Here is a 17,027-nt window from a genome sequence, read left to right as displayed (position 1 = left end):
TAAGGATCTGCCAATCCTTACCTTTTTTGTTAAAAATTATTCTAATTACATAATATTTCTTTTGACGTTAGTCAAATATGACTTCTAAATTCTATTTTTCCGTTTGAATGATGAGGCTATTTGTAGTTGCTCACGATATTTTGTGACAGCTCTTCTTGAGCAGTACAAATCCATTGCAGCAAGTTCTTCCACTAGTTTTTGATCTGAGAGAGGATGATTTTTGTTTTCATTTTCAATAAGAAGCGTGATTGCTTTTTTTATTGCATCGCTACTATCACCCATATTTGTTTTAGAAACCATTAAATTCTTTAAAGGATATACTTCATTGTTAAATAGATAATATTTGTTATTTAAAGTTCTAGAAATGGTTGATTCATGATAACCACATAATTGTGATAAATCGCGGAGAGTACAAGGTATAAGTTCATCATTGTATAGGAAATGACCTCTTTGAATATTTACTAATGCATTACTGATTAATAATAATGACTGATTGCGTTTATTTATATTTTCGATTAGAAATGAGGCATTTTTAAAATAGTCACGCATTTGTTCATTATCTTTTACTTTACTGTATAAATCATGATTAATCATAATATTGGGTTGATTAAATGGTTCAATCATAATTTGATTATCATCTATAAAAACACTAATATCTGGTTGTATTATATTATTATTATCTTTGCTATATTGGCTACAAGGATACAAGTTACATAGTCGTATATCATGATATATATTATCTATTTCATCCTTTGTAAGTGAAGTATGAGTCATAATATTTTGATAATTATAAGAGAGAATGTATTCTTTATATTTTCTCAACATTTTATAAGTATTATGTTTTTTTAGTTTTCTTAACTGAATACAAATGGAATCATAGATATCAAAAGCACCTACACCTGAAGGGTCTAAGGATTGTAAAATATGCACATGAAAATAGAAAGTTTCTTTGTTAATGTGTAAGAAAGATAAATATTCTTCTTCACTATAACTTAAAAATCCTTGACTGTTTAATGAATCAATTAAAAAGTTCATAATAGATTTATCGTATGGGAGTGGAACAGTAAGTAATTGTTTTTGCAACTCATCATTTAAAGACAAAGAAGTAGAAATATTTTCTATGTAATTATTTTCATAATCAACTTTTTCTCCATTGTTAGTGTTGATTTCTAAAAAGGGATTCGTTTGTAAGGCTTTACTAATTAACTGAGCAATTTCATAATTATCTAACTTTAGAAAATCTAAAGAGTTAATTAAAGTATGATTTAATTTAAATGTCTGTTTCAATGTTTGAGAAAAAATAATTTTTTGATTCATATATACCACCGACCTTACTTTTTCATCTATATACTAGCAAAATTCATGCCAACTTTTAAGAATTGTTTTTAGAAAAATTATAATCTTGACTTTCTTTATTTTGGTAACATAAGATAATAAAGAAGTAGGTGAATGAGATGGAAGAGAAAATTAAACAATATATTATCAACTTAATGGAAAAAGAAGATTTCGAATCATGCAATGTACAAAATATTTCACAAGAGTTACATATCAGTAAAAATCAAATTACTCTGTTATTAAATAAGATGTGTAACCAACATATATTAATTAAAATCAAATCAAAACCATTCTTATTTTTAGAAAAAGAATACTTAGAGAGAACATATCATACAGAAATAAAAGAAAACGAATTTGATAGATATGAAGAGTTAATGATCTTATTTAATCACAATAATCAAAAAGATTTTGAAAAATTAATAGGTCATGATGAAAGTATGAATCAAATAGTTGAAAAGGTTAAAGCAATTGTATCCTATCCACCACATGGTTTACCTACATTACTTTATGGACCTACTGGAACAGGAAAATCGTTTATGGCTAAACTCACATACGAATATTGTAAAAATACTGATCTAATTAGTAAAGATGCTAAGTTTGTTCAAGTTAATTGTTCAGAATATGCTAATAACCCCGAATTATTAACAGCAAATTTATTTGGTTATAAAAAAGGGGCTTTTACTGGTGCTGATAAAGATAATTTGGGGTTGCTTCATTATGCAAATGGAGGAGTTTTATTTTTAGACGAGGTTCATTGTTTAAAAGCAGAGTGTCAAGAAAAACTATTTTTATATATGGATCAAGGTATATATCATCTTGTTGGTGATAATGATAAATGGTATCAGTCTAAATGTAGAATTATTTTTGCAACAACAGAGGAACCAGAGAAGGTCTTGTTAAAAACATTGATTAGAAGAATCCCGGTTATTTTAAAGATTCCTTCATTAAGTCAAAGGGGAAGTAATGAAAAATTAGAACTTATATATTCACTATATAAAAAAGAAGAAAAAAGAATAAATAAAAAAATAAAAATTTCTTCTAATGTTTATCAGATACTTCTTAATCACGATTTTGTAGGAAATATTGGGGAGTTGAGTAATACAATTCAAGCCAGTTGTGTTAGTGCTTTATTTAATAGTAAAAATGACGATTTAGAAATTCATACTTATGACTTGCCAGATAATGTTGTATCATCAATTGATATCAATCGATTGGTTATGAAGAAACACCAAATGATGAATCTTGATATGTTGCTTCCAACATCGAAACAATCAATTATTCTTGAAGTATATAATGAATTGTTATCAATAAAGAAAAATCATAATTATTATGCTGAAGCAAAGAAAAAAATTGATGATTATTTTTCTAAGATTATTTTTAATAAAAGTGATGTGGCAAGAACAAAATATTTCTTGGAAACAGTAAATAGAATATTTGAAATTGTAACAAGTAGATATGGTTTTCATTTGTCTCATAATGAATTAGTAGCAATTGCAAACTACATATTAGAATACAATAGTAACACTTACCACATTATTAATTGGATTAATAAAAACAAAGAAGATATTGATGAGTTAGAAAGCTTTTTGCAATCAAAATATCACCAGGAATATATAATATCTAAAGAAATCTTTGAGTACCTTAAAGATAATTTTAATAATAGCATTGATAAATTTGTACAGTTTATTATTTTATTATGCTTGGTAAAATATGTTAATCATGAGAATAATGATATGACAATAGCTATTATTTTGGCGCATGGTTATTCTACGGCTAGTTCAATAGCTGATGCAGTTAACAGGCTATTAGATAAATATATATTTGATGCTTTGGATATGCCATTAGATGTAGACAGTAATCAAATAACAAAGAAAGTAAATGATTTTATATCTCATGTTGGTAATGTAAAAAAAGTTTATCTTCTAGTAGATATGGGATCTTTAGAGGAAATATATCAAGGAATTGAAAATAACAATATAGATATAGCACTTATTAATAATGTTAATACTAAATTGGCTTTAACAGTAGGACAAGGAATCATTCAAAATCAACCAATGAAAGAGTTGTTTGATAACATTCAAAAACAGGATCATTATAATGTTCATATTGAAATGAATTATCAGAAGGAACCTGTTATTTTATGTAGTTGTGCTAGTGGAATGGGGACAGCACATAAATTAAAAAATATTGTTTTAGATTCACTTCCAGAAGATATAAAAATGAATGTGATAGCATATGATTATCATACGTTAATTAAGCAGCATACTTCGGATGATTTTCTTTCAGATTATAAAGTGGTTTGTGTGATTGGAACATTAAATCCTAATATTGATGACTATCATTTTATAGCGATAGAAGATTTAATTTTAAATGAAGGATTTAATAAAATAAAAAATTATTTTGAAGATTATTTAAATGAAAATCAAATGCTTTTATTTGAAAAAAATATAGTTAAGAATTTCTCGCTTTCTAATGTTATTAATAGTTTAACAATTTTAAATCCTAATAAACTATTAGAGCATGTTTCATTGGGAATAGATGTTTTACAGCAATTAATGAATAAAAAATTCAAAAATCAAACGTGTTTTGGATTATATGTTCATATATGTTGTTTAGTAGAAAGATTAGTTACCAAACAACCCATTACCGCATTTGCAGATGAAAATTTTGCTAGTGAACATGCCCAATTTATAACATTATTAAAACAAGCAATGGAAAATGTAGAAAATTACTATAATGTTGAAATACCAGTTGAAGAAATAGAGTATATTTTTGAATACATAAAAAATGATTAGCATGCCAAGTTGGCATGCTTTTTGCTTGTATATAAGTGACAAACTTAATCTATCAAAACATGTCAAATTGGCATGATTCTTGCTGGTAAATTAACGAGAACATTTTTAATTAATTTCATTAAAATGACGAAATTGGCACAGTTCTTGCTAGTAAATAAGCGAAAGGGGTGAAATGTATGACCAAGATTATTTTAGCGTCACATGGTGAACTTTCAAAGGGAATGTTAGATTCAGTGAAAATGATTGTTGGTGATTTAGCAAAGAATGTTGAAACATTTAGTTTATATCCTGGTGCAAATCCTGGCGATTACGCTGATAAGCTTAAAAAGGAAATAAGTTCAAGCAATGAAAAGTATATCATTATTTGTGATATCAAAGGAGGAAGTGTATATAACGCATTAGTGCAGACGTGTACTTATGACAATGTAGATATTTTCTCGGGTATGAACATGAATTTGGTATTAGAAATTGTTTTAGCGGTGAGTTCCGGAAACATCGATTTAAATGCAATTTTATCTCATGCTAAAGATGGTATTACTTTGAAGAATAGGGAGTTAGCTAGAAAAAAGATTGAAGAGGAAGATTTTTAGGAGGTAATTTATGATTAAAGGTTTACGAGTTGATCATCGTTTGTTGCATGGTCAAGTTGCTTTCTCTTGGACGAGTTATCTTGAAGCAGATTGTATATTGATTGCTAATGATGGGGTTATGCAAGATGAATTAAAAAAGATGGCTATCAAGATGGCTAAGCCACAAGGTGTTAAGCTTGTTATTAAGTCTATTGACGATAGTATTACTGCTTTAAATAGTGGTGTAACTGACAAATATAAATTATTTGTAGTTGTAGAAAGCGTGAAAGATGCATATCGTCTTATGACAGAAACAAAACAATTTCATAATGTTGTTTTAGGAGGAACAAAAGCTACAGAGAATACAAAAAGTATTTCTAAAGCTGTTAATCTGACATCAAAAGAAATTGATTTAGTAAAAGATTTAATTGCTAAAGACTATGAAGTTGAAATTAGAATGGTTCCAACAGAAAAGAAGGTTTTAGCAAAAGATGTTATATAGAAGGGAGAAAGATATATGTTACAGGCGTTTTTATTAGGTTTAGTTGCTTTTATTGGGAAATGCGATTTAGCAACAGGAACAAATATGATTCAAAGACCTATTGTACTAGGTCCAATAGTTGGATTGATTTTAGGTGATTTTCAAACAGGTATTGTTGTTGGTGCTACATTAGAATTAGCATTCTTAGGACAATATTCAGTAGGTGCGTTTATTCCACCTAATGTATTTGTTGGTGGTGTACTTGGGACTGCTTTTGCAATCACAACAGGAAAAGGTGCTGAAATTGCCTTTACAATGGCGTTTCCAATTGCTTTATTAGCACAAGCTGTAGATAATGTTATTTTTTCAATCGTAAGACCATTTATGGGAAAACTTGCAGATAAATACGCAGAAAAAGGAAATGCAAGAGCGATTACGATTATACATATGGGTACAGGATTTATTACATGTACAGCATTATTCTTAATTACTTTCTTTGGATTTTCATTAGGAAGTTCACAAATGCAAGCTATTGTCAATGCGATTCCAAAAGTCATTACAAATGGTTTATCAATTGCATGTAGTTTACTACCTGGTGTTGGATTTGCTATGTTAGCAAGAATGATTATGAATAAAGAAGTGGTACCATTCTTCTTCTTAGGATTTGTATTATCAGCATATTTCAAAGTACCAGTAGTAGGAATTGCAATCATTGGTGTGATTACAGTATTCTTACGTGTAAACTTTAACGACAATAATAATTTAGTAACTGAAGGAGGGTATGATGAAGATGAAGACTTCTAATAATGAAAATTCAGTCATTACAAAAAAAGATCTTAAAAAAATGTTTTGGAGATCATTACCGATGGAATTCTCTTGGCATTATGAAAGACAAATGCATATGGGGTTCTGTACAATGATTTCTCAAGGATTAAGAAAAATTTATAAAGATGATCCAGATGGATTAAAAGCAGCATTAAAAAGACATCTTGAATTCTTTAATATCACTGCCCATGTTTCACCGTTTGTTGGGGGAATTACACTTGCAATGGAAGAAATGAATACCAAACAAGAAGATTTTGATGTATCATCAATTAATGCAGTTAAAGCAGCATTAATGGGGCCATTAAGTGGTATAGGAGATTCATTATTGCTAGGAACATTAAGAGTATTAGCGGTTGGTATTGGAACATCATTAGCGTTAAAAGGTAGCATTTTAGGACCAATCTTATTCTTATTAATCTTCAATATACCAGCATTTATTTTAAGATATGTTTGTGCTATGAAGGGTTACGAATTGGGAGCTACTTATTTAGAAAAAATTCAAAAATCTGGTTTAATGCAGAAATTTATGTTAGCAGCAGCTATTTTAGGGGTAATGGTTATTGGTGGAATGACAAATGAACTTGTGTCAGTAACAACATCATTAGCTATTGGTAGTGGCGATTCAGCAACAAAAATTCAAACAGTATTGGATGGTATTATGCCAGGTATGTTAGGTTTAGGTGCTACAGGAATTTATTATAAATTACTTGGAAAAAATATTAATATTATGTGGATTATTATTGGAACAGCAGTATTTGGAATTTTCTGTGCACAATTTGGAATATTAGGATAATATAGGGGGATAAGAAAATGTTAAATTTCGATGAAAACAGAGTAAGAACAGAACACGAAAATGGAGTAAATTTAATTCCAGAAGTAGAAAAAATTGTAGATGAAGTATGTCAAAAAGGTTATTCAAATATATTCTTATTTGGAATTGGTGGAACATTATTATATGCAGGACAAATTATGCATACTGCAAAACAATTAGGTTGCAATTTGCCATTGTATCTTGAAAATGCAACAGATTTTCTATATGAAGGAAATGCAAAATTTGATAAAGATTCAATTGTAGTTATTGCATCACTATCAGGAAATACAATAGAAATTGAAAAAGCCATCGATAAAGCTCACGAAGTTGGAGCTAAAGTCATGGGATATGTCGAAGTTTTAGATTCACCATTAGCTAAAAAAGTAGATTATTTAGTTAATACAGTAGGTGGTGAATATTATTGGTGGTATTCAGTAGTATTACGTTTTATGAAAAATGCAGGACAATTTGATAAGTATGATCAATTGATGGAAAAAATCAAAAACATGCCAGAAAATGTAGTACAAATCTACAAAGATGCTGATGAAAAGATGAAAGCTTATGCAGAAAAGTATTGTGATGAACCTATCACGTATTTAGTAGCATCAGGTAATCTAGAAGACTGGGCAGTATGTTACGGAATGTGTATTATGGAAGAGATGCAATGGATGAAAACAAGACCTATTTCAGCAGCAAATTTCTTTCATGGAACATTAGAAGTTATCGAAAGAGATGTACCGGTTATCCTTATTAAAGGAGAAGATGCAACAAGACCAGAAATGGATAGAGTTGAAAATTTTGTACATCGAGTTAGCGCGAAAGTTACGGTATTTGATACTAAAGACTACCAATTAAAAGGAATTAGTGATGAATTTAGAGGTATCTTATCACCAATTATGATGAGATCAGCATTTATGAGATTAAATGTACATTTAGAACATTGCAGACGTCATCCAATTGATATTAGACGTTATTATAAAGCATTAGATTATTAATGATGAAAAAAACAACAGTTATATTTGATATGGATGGTGTATTATTTGACAGCGAAAAGATGTATATGAAAGAGCTGCTTGAATTTTTTAACCAAAATAATATTTGTATTACAAAAGACATGTGCAAAAAGGTCATTGGTGTAGATAATAATAAGTTTTATCAAATTGTCTATCAATGGTGGAAATATGATACTCCTTTTAATGAGTTTGTTGATATTTTAAAAAGCTATTATAGTCACATATATCGAGATTACAAATCTATTTTAAAACCTCATGTTAGAGAATTGTTAATATATTTAAGAAATCATGGCTATAAAATAGCACTTGCATCTTCCTCCCCAAAGACACTCATTATGCAAGCGCTAAATAGTGTGGATTTAGAACAATATTTTGATCTTATTACAAGTGGTAGCCAATTTAAGGAAAGTAAACCAAATCCTGAAATATATCTATACACTATGAATCAATTAAATTCTTTAAAAGATGAGACGCTGATAGTTGAAGACTCGTATTATGGGATACAGGCTGCAATTAATGCAAATGTAGAAGTGATAGCTTTGAAAGATGAAATCTTAAATCTTGATCAAAGTCACGCCACTCATATTATTAACGATTTAGTAGAAGTCATTAAATATCTAAAATAAAAATATCTAACCTTACATAAAGTATCTGAATATTGCAGATACTTTTTTATTAGATTTTGTAAAAAATAGCATAATTGTTGAATGTGAAAATATTTATGCTATTTATTTTGATGTTTTTGCTAAAAAAGAATATAGCCATAAATTGATGGTAGGATGTTATATATAAAGATAAAAATGTTAACAAGCTTGATTTAAAATTCCCCTTTACAGGAGATACGAATCGTATAGTATGGTACATACTTGCTATAGGAGTATCTTTACTAGGTTACTTTTTATTAAAAGATAAATATTCACATCACGTATAAAAGATTACAACTATTTTTCCATCAGATTATTTGTAAATAGATTAAAGGTAAGGACTAATGGTTCTTACCTTTTCCCCTTTACAAAGATATAATAATATAGAGGAGGTATTGTTATGGAAGAAATAAAAAAATTAGTTTATGACTATGCTAAGGCTATCCATAATCAAAATGAAAAGGAATTTAAGGCATTATGGTCACATCAAGAAAATGTCCTTATTTCATTAACAAATCAATTTAAAGGAACAGATGCTATTTATCAGGACTTTCTAATAGGTGGTATTCAAAAACACTATGAAAGTATTGATTTAATCGTTGAAGATATCAATATAAGATATATTGATGAAAAGACAGCAATCGTTATTTTTAAATATCATACTGAATGTATAAGAAGACAAACAAAAGAAGAATATGGTATTCAAGGATTAGAAACTCAAATTGTTGTTAAAGAAGATGATGGATGGAAATTAATGCATGTTCATTATTCTAAATAATCTTGACCTCAAGTACACTTTAGGATTTAAAATAGAACTAGGTTAAATGTAGGAGGTTATCAGGATGGAATATAGTAAAATTGATAAATTAGGTGTTAGTCCTTCATTATTAGGGTTTGGCTGCATGCGTTTTCCTAAAAATGAAGATGGGACAATTGATGAAAAAGAAGCAGAAAGAATGATAGATCATGCGATGGAACAAGGTGTAACCTATATTGATACAGCTTATCCATATCATGATGGAGAAAGTGAACCCTTTGTAGGAAAAGTATTAAAAAAATATAATAGAAAAGATTTTTATTTAGCGACGAAGCTACCGATGTTTCAAATAGATTCATTAGAACAAGCAAAAGAAATCTTTGAAAACCAAATGAAAAGATTAGATGTTGATTATGTAGATTTTTATTTATTACATGCTTTAAATAAAGATACATGGAAAAAAGTAGTAGCTTTAGGTATTCTTCCTTATTGTGAAGAACTTAAAAAACAAGGGAGAATTAAAAATCTAGGTTTTTCTTTTCATGATGATTATGAAGTCTTTGAAGAAATTCTTAATTATCGTGATTGGGATTTTTGTCAAATTCAGTTGAATTATATTGATACTGATATACAAGCGGGGATGAAAGGTTATAAACTTACAGAAGAAAAAAATGTACCATTAGTTATTATGGAACCAATTAAAGGTGGAGCTTTAGCTAGTTTATCAAATGATATTGCTCATGTCTTTACTGACTATAATCCTCATGCGAGTATTTCAAGTTGGGCATTACGTTTTGTAGCGTCATTACCTAATGTGAAAGTTGTTTTAAGTGGGATGTCTACTTATGAACAAGTAGAAGATAATTTAAAAACATTTAAAGATTTTAAACCACTAACAACAGAAGAATCTCAATTAGTAGATCAGGTAGCAAAAATGATTAAAGCAAGAACCAATAATGGTTGTACAGGATGTCGTTATTGTATGCCTTGTCCATTTGGTGTCGATATACCAGGTAACTTTAAGTTATGGAATGAATATGCTATGTTGTCTTTAAAAGATACAGCTATAAGACGTTATAAAAACTTAGAAAAAGGACAAGCTGAATATTGTAAGAAATGTGGTAAATGTGAAAAACTTTGTCCACAAGGAATTAAAATCAGAGAAGACTTACAACGTGTGATACATGATATTAATAATTTATAAATTTAAAGGTAAAAAAAATCTTACCTTTTTCTATAATGATTTATGGTATAATATGGTAACTAAAGAAATGAGGGATTATTATGTTGGATAATAAACTTGGAATTAATAATTCAACTGATCTTGCACGTGAAGAAGAAAGAATAAGTAAAAAAAAAGCAGTAGAATTATTTGAAAACAACATCTTAGATCAATTAGAATCAGGTAAGTTTTCTACATTACAAACAATTCATCAATATTTATTTGAAGATATCTATGAATTTGCCGGAAAACTAAGAGCTGTTAATATCGCTAAAGGTAACTTTCGTTTTGCACCTGTTATGTATCTTGAAGTAGCACTAAAGAATATTGATGATATGCCACAATCAAACTTTGATGAAATCATAGAAAAATATGTTGAAATGAATGTTGCCCATCCTTTTGGAGAGGGAAATGGCAGAAGTACACGTATTTGGTTAGATCATATTTTAAAAAATGAAATAGGAAAAGTGATTGATTGGAGTCAAGTAGATAAAGAAGATTATTTATTAGCTATGGAAAGAAGTCCTATAAAGGATATAGAAATTAAATATCTTTTAAAGAATGCTTTAACAGATGAAATTCATAGTAGAGAAGTATATATGAAAGGCATTGATCATAGTTATTACTATGAAGGATACATGACTTATAAAACAGAAGAATTATAGATAAAAGGTAAGAAATAATAAAATTTCTTACCTTTTATAATATATATTGTTTTAAACATTGAGTATACTGAAGATAACCATCATGATTGATATGTAAACCATCTTGATAGTAAGCTTCTATTGGTTCACCTTTTTTATTACATAATGAAGCATAGGCAGGAATAAAAGTAACATAATCATAAGGAATTGTCTTTTTATATTCCTTAAAGATCATCTTTAATAAATCATTACTTCTTAAAACACCGTCAGTATGTTTATAGTCATGTTTTGCTAGACATGGCAAAGGTGATACGACAAAAATCTGACATTCAGGTAAATTATAATGAACGGTTTCTACAAGTTCTTTGACATTGATTGCAATATCACGAGGTGATTGCATCACAGTTTTCCCTAAGTCATTTGTACCAATCATGTAAACTAATTGATTAGGCTGATATTTTAAGACACCCTCATCAATAAAATGAAGTAGCATAGTTGAAGTAATACCACCCATACCACAATTATACTTATTCTTTATTTCTGGAAAATAACGATCAATATCCATAAATTCAGTAAGAGAATCTCCAAAAAAGACCGTTCCTCCAGGAATAGATGTTTTGTTTTGTTGAATGATTTCGTTCATTCTTTGAATTGTCATTTCTCTTATTTGATAATAGTTTGTTAAAAATTTCATGTTTTCTCTCATTGTTTTTACCTCTTATCTTTATTATAAACACACTGATGAATAAGTGGTATAATAAAATATATGAAATGAGGTAAGATCATGCAAAATATGAACTATTATTATGACTTTTCCGGTCAGAAATTTGAATATCCTATCAGTTTAAGTATTAATCAATTTGATCGACATGTCTTTTCAAGACAATCTAGTTTAGAAATTTCTTATGTATTAAAAGGAAGCTATGAAGTAACGACAGAACATTTATCATCTATCATTCATGTTCATGAATTAGCCCTTATTGCGCCTTACGATATTCATATGATAAAACCATTACAACAAGACAGTATTATCCTTACAGTTCATTTAGATTTTTCTTATTTACCACATTATATGGTAGGAGATGTATCTCATAGTTTTACTTCTATTATTTGTAATCAAAAACAAAACAAAGTGATTCTTGAAAAGATTCAACAACAATTAGGCATTCTCTTTTTACAGATTATAAAAGGAACAAATAATCTTTATGAACTTAATCAGGTTTTAACCTCTTTAATTTATATTGCCAGTCATAATCAAAAGTTCGCACTTGAAGAATTACCCCTTTCATCTAAAAATCATGAAAACTATATGAAAGCCATACTATTCATTGATCAAAACTATCAACAAGATATCCATTTAGAAGATATAGCACAAAACTTATCATTTAGTATTTCTTATGCATCAAGATTATTTAAAAGATATACAGGTGTGAATTTTGTAAGATATCTTGCAATGGTAAGAATACGACATTCGTTAGAAGCCTTACTGGCTGGTAAAGATTCAATAGAGGAAATTGCTTTTGCATGTGGGATGAATAGTGCTAAAGCATATAGCCAGGCTTTTAAAGAACTTTATGGCATTACCCCAAGTTTTTATCGTAAACAATTTCAAAATAATTTAAAATACAATAAAGATCAACAAGTACAAAGTATGCAGTTAGATAAAAAACAAATTGAACTTATTCAACATTTGATTGTTGATCAGCTCGTTTATCAAGATGAAAATATGATGATAACTAAACAAAATGATGAAATAACTTATGTGATAAAAGAAGTATCAAACAAACAAATTCATCAAGAAAATAATCAAATGGTGATTAAATCAAATAATTGCTGACAAGGACTAAATTTTGTCCTTGTTTTTATTTTTGCATGACAAAAAGAGGGAGTATTTATCTATTAATGATACCGTTTTCATATAACTGATATGATAAAATAAAGGAGTGGAGGAATGTGTATGAACAATTATGAACATTTATTTACACCTATTAAAATAGGTAATACAACAGTTAAAAATCGTATTTTTATGCCGCCTTTATCAACCAATTTAGCTGATAAAGGATATGTAACGGATGCTTTAGTCAAACATTATCAAGCCCGTGCCAAAGGAGGAGTAGGACTGATTGTAACAGAAGTTACCACAGTAGAACCTACTTATACATATTTACCTGGAGATATGTCAATTTATGATGATTCTTATATTCCAGGATGGAAAAAATTAGTAGATGCTGTACATCAATATGATACTAAAATCTTATCACAATTATTTCATCCTGCTTATATGGCTTTTCCTATTCCGGGAACACCTCAACTTATTGCCCCATCTAATGTAGGACCTTATTACGCCAAAAGTGCTCCAAGAGAAGTAACGAAAGAAGAACTAAAAGTCATTGTTAAACAATTTGGTGAGGCGGCCTTACGTTTTAAAAAAGCAGGGGGAGATGGTGTAGAAATTCAAGCTGCCCATGCTCATGGTTTACTAGGAGGATTTTTAACACCTTTATATAATAAAAGAACCGATGAATATGGTGGCGATATTCATGGAAGATTACGTTTAACTTTAGAAGTCATAGAAGAAGTAAGAAAACAATGTGGTCAAGATTTTATCATTGATGTGCGTATTTCTGGAGATGAATACAGTGATGGTGGACTTACTCTTAATGATATGATTTATGTTTCTAAACAGTTAGAAAAAGCTTCAGTAGATTTTATTCATGTATCAGGAGGAAACACCATTAAAAGAGGAAGTTCTATGCCTGCTAGTGGAACAGCACCAGCCCCACATATGCATGCTAGTGAAGAAATTAAAAAACATGTTTCTATTCCAGTCACAACCGTTTCTCGTATCAATGAACCTTGGGTAGCAGATGAATTAATCGCAAATGGAAAATGTGATGCTTGTATGATTGGACGTCCTAATCTATGTGATAGTGAATTTGCGAATAAAGCAAAAGAAGGAAGAACTGATGAAATTAGACCTTGTATTGGTTGTGGTAGATGTTTAACAGGAATCATGTTTGGTAAACCCATTAGTTGTACAGTCAATCCTGCTGTAGAAAAAGAAGAAATTGACGAAGCGCCAGTTAAAAAGAAAGTTCTTGTTATTGGTGGTGGACCAGCTGGTATGGAAGCTGCTTATGTCGCTAAAAAACGTGGACATGAAGTTGTTTTATGTGAAAAAAGTGATCGTTTAGGTGGTCAATTAAATATTGCTTGTGTACCTATTGGTAAACAAGAAATTACTAAAGTTGTTAAATTTATGAAGAGTCAATTAAAAGGTGTAGATGTTCGTTTAAATACGACAGTAACACCAGAAATGATAGATAGTGAATTTAAAGATTATGAAATCATTACAACCGTAGGAGCTACACCTAAAGAAATTGAACCTTATAAAGTCTTTAAACAAACTATGACAGCGGATGATATTTTATCAGGAAAGAAATTCCCAGGTAGAAAGATTGTTATTATAGGTGGAGGTTCTGTTGGTTGTGAAACAGCAGATTACTTAGCACCATTAATTAATGATTTATTCCCTACAAATAGAGATATCACTTTAATTGAAATGACAAATGGTTTAATGGCGGGAGAATCTGGAGCAACAAAATCATTACTTACAAGAAGAATGATGGAAAAAGGAGTTAAAATTGAATTAAACTCTAAAGTGACATATGTAGATGAAAATATCATTAAATATGAAAAAAATAATCAAGAATATGTTTTAGATGATGTCGATACATTAGTGTTTGCTGTAGGTTATAATCCAATTGCGTTACCATTTGAAAATGCCCATTTAATTGGTGATTGTCAAAAAGTAGGAACACTTAAAGATGCTATTACAAATGCATATCATATAACAAAGGAGATTTAATGAAATGAAACTATTAGAACCAACCCAAGTAGGAAAGATGACATTAAAAAACAGAATTATGTTTCCACCTCTTACAACAGGTTATGAAGAAAGAGATGGATCTATTGGACAAAGAAGTTTAAGTTTTTATGAAAGATTAGCTAAAGGTGGTGTTTCTTATATTGTCATTGGAGATGTAGCCCCAGTACGTACTGCTTCACCAACTCCTAAACTTTATAGTGAAGAACAAATTCCTGCCTTTAAAAAACTAGCTGATACATTACATCAATATGATTGTAAAGTCGCTTTACAATTATTCCATCCAGAATATGATGTTCCTGGTGTAGGAAAAATGATTATGGATGCTGGTATTGCTCGTCAAAATGTGGCTAAAGCCAAAGCTGAAGGGGATGAAGCAAAAGCTACAGAACAAAACGAATTAGCACAAAAGATTACTAAAGATGCTTATGCTAAATTACATCATGATATGCAACACTTTGTTAGTGAAGCGACTCATGAACAATTAGCGCAAATTAAAGACAGTATCGCAAGTTGTGCGCATAAAGCAATGCTTGCGGGTATTGATGCTATTGAAGTTCATGGTGATAGACTACTAGGATCATTATGTTCAAAAGTACTTAATCATCGTTGTGATGAATATGGTGGAAGTTTTGAAAACAGAACACGTTATGCTTTAGAAGTTGTTGAGGCTATTAAAGAAGCTGCTCCAGATTTAACGATTGAATATAAATTACCAATTATCACTGTTAATCAAGATGGTTCTTTTAGAGGAAAAGGTGGCTTAGAAGCAGATGAAGGTGTAGCTTTTGCTAAGTTACTAGAAAAAGCTGGCGTAGATATGATTCAAGTAGCCCAAGCCAATCATACAGGCAATATGGGAGATACCATTCCTCCAATGGGTGATGTACCTTATAATTGGACTTTACCTATTGCTAGAAGAGTCAAAGATACTGTTTCTATTCCGGTTGCGACAGTAGGAAGAGTAGTCACAGTAGAAGCTGGTGAAAAAATCTTAAATGATGGTGATGCTGATATGATCGGTTATGGTCGTTCTTTATTAACTGATCCTGATATTGCCTTAAAAGTAAAAAGAGGAGAATGTATTAGAGAATGTCTAAACTGCAACAAAGGTTGCGTTGATGCTATTCAAAATAGACAATACATTTCTTGTGTATTAAATGCTGAAAATGGTAATGAAGCAACAATTTCAATCAAACCAACAAATCATCCTAAAAAAGTAGTTGTCATTGGTGGAGGTATTGCTGGTTTAGAAGCCGCAAGAGTAGCAGCTATTAAAGGACATACAGTGACTTTATTTGAAAAAACGCATCATTTAGGTGGTCAAATTAATATTGCAGCAATGCCACCTAGAAAAAGTGAAATACTAAGAAGTGTAGAATACTATCAAAAAATCTTACCAACATTAAATGTTGATATTCATTTAAATGAAGAAGTAAAAGATTTCAATCATTATGATTATGCGATTATCGCGATTGGAGCACATAATATGGAAATGCCAATTCCTCATGATGAGAGTCATATTGTTTCAAGCTGGGATGTTTTAGCTGGTCAAGAAGTCCAAGGTGATTGTGTTGTCATTGGTGGAGGTCTTGTAGGTGCTGAAACAGCAGAATATTTAGCTAACAAAGGACATCATGTCACAATTGTAGAAATGATGGATAAGATTGCTTCTGGTGAATCAACAACTGTTTTACCATTAATGATGAAAGATTTTGCAGAACACAACGTAAAACAATTAGTGAACACTAAAGTTGACCATATTGAAAACAATATTGTTTATACAGAAAATGAACAAATTAAAGCTGATACAATTATTAATGCATTAGGATCAAAGAAAAATATCTTTGATGAATCAACAATAATAATTCCTTTTGTAAATGCCGGTGATTGTTCAGGAGAGAAAACAGCAGATATTGCTAGTGCTATTAGAAGTGGATATCAAGCCGCAAACAATATTGAATAATAATTGTACCCTACAGGATAGACTGTAGGGTATTTTTGTCTTACAATAAAACCCCCAGCTAGGCTGGGGGTCAGTGAAA

Annotated in this window: 15 protein-coding genes; 13 read left to right on the top strand and 2 right to left on the bottom strand. The window is 29.8% G+C overall.

Annotation, left to right across the window (positions count from 1 at the left end; all coding sequences use genetic code 11):
* Positions 1-84: 84 nt before the first annotated feature.
* On the bottom strand, positions 85-1,317 hold the full coding sequence (rpoN, locus tag DWZ53_RS01845) for an RNA polymerase factor sigma-54 (protein ID WP_118431432.1): 1,233 nt from the start codon (positions 1,315-1,317) through the stop codon (positions 85-87).
* Positions 1,318-1,454: 137 nt separating this feature from the next.
* Here rpoN and DWZ53_RS01840 point away from each other — a divergent pair, with 137 nt between their 5' ends.
* The 10 genes from DWZ53_RS01840 to fic all read left to right on the top strand — a co-directional run bounded on the left by DWZ53_RS01840 (position 1,455) and on the right by fic (position 11,117).
* On the top strand, positions 1,455-4,130 hold the full coding sequence (locus tag DWZ53_RS01840; RefSeq protein ID WP_118431430.1) for a sigma 54-interacting transcriptional regulator: 2,676 nt from the start codon (positions 1,455-1,457) through the stop codon (positions 4,128-4,130).
* Positions 4,131-4,306: 176 nt separating this feature from the next.
* Positions 4,307-4,720 (top strand): PTS sugar transporter subunit IIA, encoded by a 414-nt coding sequence (locus DWZ53_RS01835; protein WP_118431428.1) that lies wholly within the window; start codon positions 4,307-4,309, stop codon positions 4,718-4,720.
* A gap of 10 nt (positions 4,721-4,730) precedes the next feature.
* On the top strand, positions 4,731-5,201 hold the full coding sequence (locus DWZ53_RS01830; protein WP_118431426.1) for a PTS sugar transporter subunit IIB: 471 nt from the start codon (positions 4,731-4,733) through the stop codon (positions 5,199-5,201).
* 15 nt (positions 5,202-5,216) lie between these two features.
* A complete protein-coding gene (locus DWZ53_RS01825; protein ID WP_118431424.1) occupies positions 5,217-5,984 on the top strand; it encodes a PTS sugar transporter subunit IIC in 768 nt (255 codons plus the stop codon).
* Positions 5,971-6,798 carry a PTS system mannose/fructose/sorbose family transporter subunit IID gene (locus DWZ53_RS01820; RefSeq protein WP_118431447.1) on the top strand — a complete coding sequence of 276 codons (828 nt, stop codon included), beginning with the start codon at positions 5,971-5,973 and terminating at the stop codon, positions 6,796-6,798. Before DWZ53_RS01825 ends, DWZ53_RS01820 begins: the two co-directional genes overlap by 14 nt.
* Before the next feature lie 17 nt (positions 6,799-6,815).
* Positions 6,816-7,811, top strand: a complete 996-nt coding sequence (locus DWZ53_RS01815; protein WP_118431422.1) for an SIS domain-containing protein — start codon at positions 6,816-6,818, stop codon at positions 7,809-7,811.
* A 2-nt stretch (positions 7,812-7,813) separates the two neighbouring features.
* Positions 7,814-8,455: an HAD family phosphatase gene (locus DWZ53_RS01810; RefSeq protein ID WP_158575439.1), complete on the top strand. Its 642-nt coding sequence runs from the start codon at positions 7,814-7,816 to the stop codon at positions 8,453-8,455.
* Positions 8,456-8,873: 418 nt separating this feature from the next.
* On the top strand, positions 8,874-9,251 hold the full coding sequence (locus tag DWZ53_RS01805; RefSeq protein WP_118431418.1) for a nuclear transport factor 2 family protein: 378 nt from the start codon (positions 8,874-8,876) through the stop codon (positions 9,249-9,251).
* Positions 9,252-9,315: 64 nt separating this feature from the next.
* Complete coding sequence (locus DWZ53_RS01800) at positions 9,316-10,434, top strand: aldo/keto reductase (RefSeq protein ID WP_118431416.1); 1,119 nt, start codon at positions 9,316-9,318, stop codon at positions 10,432-10,434.
* Positions 10,435-10,511: 77 nt separating this feature from the next.
* Complete coding sequence (fic, locus tag DWZ53_RS01795) at positions 10,512-11,117, top strand: protein adenylyltransferase Fic (RefSeq protein ID WP_118431414.1); 606 nt, start codon at positions 10,512-10,514, stop codon at positions 11,115-11,117.
* Between the two features lie 34 nt (positions 11,118-11,151).
* Here the strand turns inward: fic and DWZ53_RS01790 are convergent, their stop codons facing one another.
* Positions 11,152-11,790, bottom strand: coding sequence for a GDSL-type esterase/lipase family protein (locus tag DWZ53_RS01790; RefSeq protein ID WP_233541807.1), 639 nt, complete (start codon positions 11,788-11,790; stop codon positions 11,152-11,154).
* A gap of 90 nt (positions 11,791-11,880) precedes the next feature.
* On the opposite strand from DWZ53_RS01790, the gene DWZ53_RS01785 reads away from it, so the two are divergent.
* The 3 genes from DWZ53_RS01785 (at position 11,881) to bilR (ending at position 16,948) form a co-directional block, all read left to right on the top strand.
* Positions 11,881-12,933, top strand: a complete 1,053-nt coding sequence (locus DWZ53_RS01785) for a response regulator transcription factor (protein WP_118431410.1) — start codon at positions 11,881-11,883, stop codon at positions 12,931-12,933.
* 120 nt (positions 12,934-13,053) lie between these two features.
* Complete coding sequence (locus DWZ53_RS01780) at positions 13,054-14,964, top strand: FAD-dependent oxidoreductase (RefSeq protein ID WP_118431408.1); 1,911 nt, start codon at positions 13,054-13,056, stop codon at positions 14,962-14,964.
* Positions 14,965-14,968: 4 nt separating this feature from the next.
* The gene (bilR, locus tag DWZ53_RS01775; RefSeq protein ID WP_118431406.1) at positions 14,969-16,948 is read left to right on the top strand and encodes a bilirubin reductase, long form; all 1,980 of its coding nucleotides are present in this window, start codon (positions 14,969-14,971) and stop codon (positions 16,946-16,948) included.
* The last annotated feature ends 79 nt before the right edge of the window (positions 16,949-17,027 follow it).

Source organism: Coprobacillus sp. AF33-1AC, assembly GCF_003475785.1.
Lineage (GTDB): Bacteria > Bacillota_I > Bacilli_A > Erysipelotrichales > Coprobacillaceae > Faecalibacillus.
Note: the sequence above shows the minus strand (reverse complement) of the source record. Positions and strands in the feature narration are given on the sequence as shown.

Excerpts from the sequence above, each read along its gene's own strand:
- rpoN (WP_118431432.1), bottom strand. The coding sequence starts at position 1,317 with ATGAATCAAAAAATTATTTTTTCTCAAACATTGAAACAGACATTTAAA.
- DWZ53_RS01840 (WP_118431430.1), top strand. The coding sequence starts at position 1,455 with ATGGAAGAGAAAATTAAACAATATATTATCAACTTAATGGAAAAAGAA.
- DWZ53_RS01835 (WP_118431428.1), top strand. The coding sequence starts at position 4,307 with ATGACCAAGATTATTTTAGCGTCACATGGTGAACTTTCAAAGGGAATG.
- DWZ53_RS01830 (WP_118431426.1), top strand. The coding sequence starts at position 4,731 with ATGATTAAAGGTTTACGAGTTGATCATCGTTTGTTGCATGGTCAAGTT.
- DWZ53_RS01825 (WP_118431424.1), top strand. The coding sequence starts at position 5,217 with ATGTTACAGGCGTTTTTATTAGGTTTAGTTGCTTTTATTGGGAAATGC.
- DWZ53_RS01820 (WP_118431447.1), top strand. The coding sequence starts at position 5,971 with ATGAAGACTTCTAATAATGAAAATTCAGTCATTACAAAAAAAGATCTT.
- DWZ53_RS01815 (WP_118431422.1), top strand. The coding sequence starts at position 6,816 with ATGTTAAATTTCGATGAAAACAGAGTAAGAACAGAACACGAAAATGGA.
- DWZ53_RS01810 (WP_158575439.1), top strand. The coding sequence starts at position 7,814 with ATGAAAAAAACAACAGTTATATTTGATATGGATGGTGTATTATTTGAC.
- DWZ53_RS01805 (WP_118431418.1), top strand. The coding sequence starts at position 8,874 with ATGGAAGAAATAAAAAAATTAGTTTATGACTATGCTAAGGCTATCCAT.
- DWZ53_RS01800 (WP_118431416.1), top strand. The coding sequence starts at position 9,316 with ATGGAATATAGTAAAATTGATAAATTAGGTGTTAGTCCTTCATTATTA.
- DWZ53_RS01790 (WP_233541807.1), bottom strand. The coding sequence starts at position 11,790 with ATGAAATTTTTAACAAACTATTATCAAATAAGAGAAATGACAATTCAA.
- DWZ53_RS01785 (WP_118431410.1), top strand. The coding sequence starts at position 11,881 with ATGCAAAATATGAACTATTATTATGACTTTTCCGGTCAGAAATTTGAA.
- DWZ53_RS01780 (WP_118431408.1), top strand. The coding sequence starts at position 13,054 with ATGAACAATTATGAACATTTATTTACACCTATTAAAATAGGTAATACA.
- bilR (WP_118431406.1), top strand. The coding sequence starts at position 14,969 with ATGAAACTATTAGAACCAACCCAAGTAGGAAAGATGACATTAAAAAAC.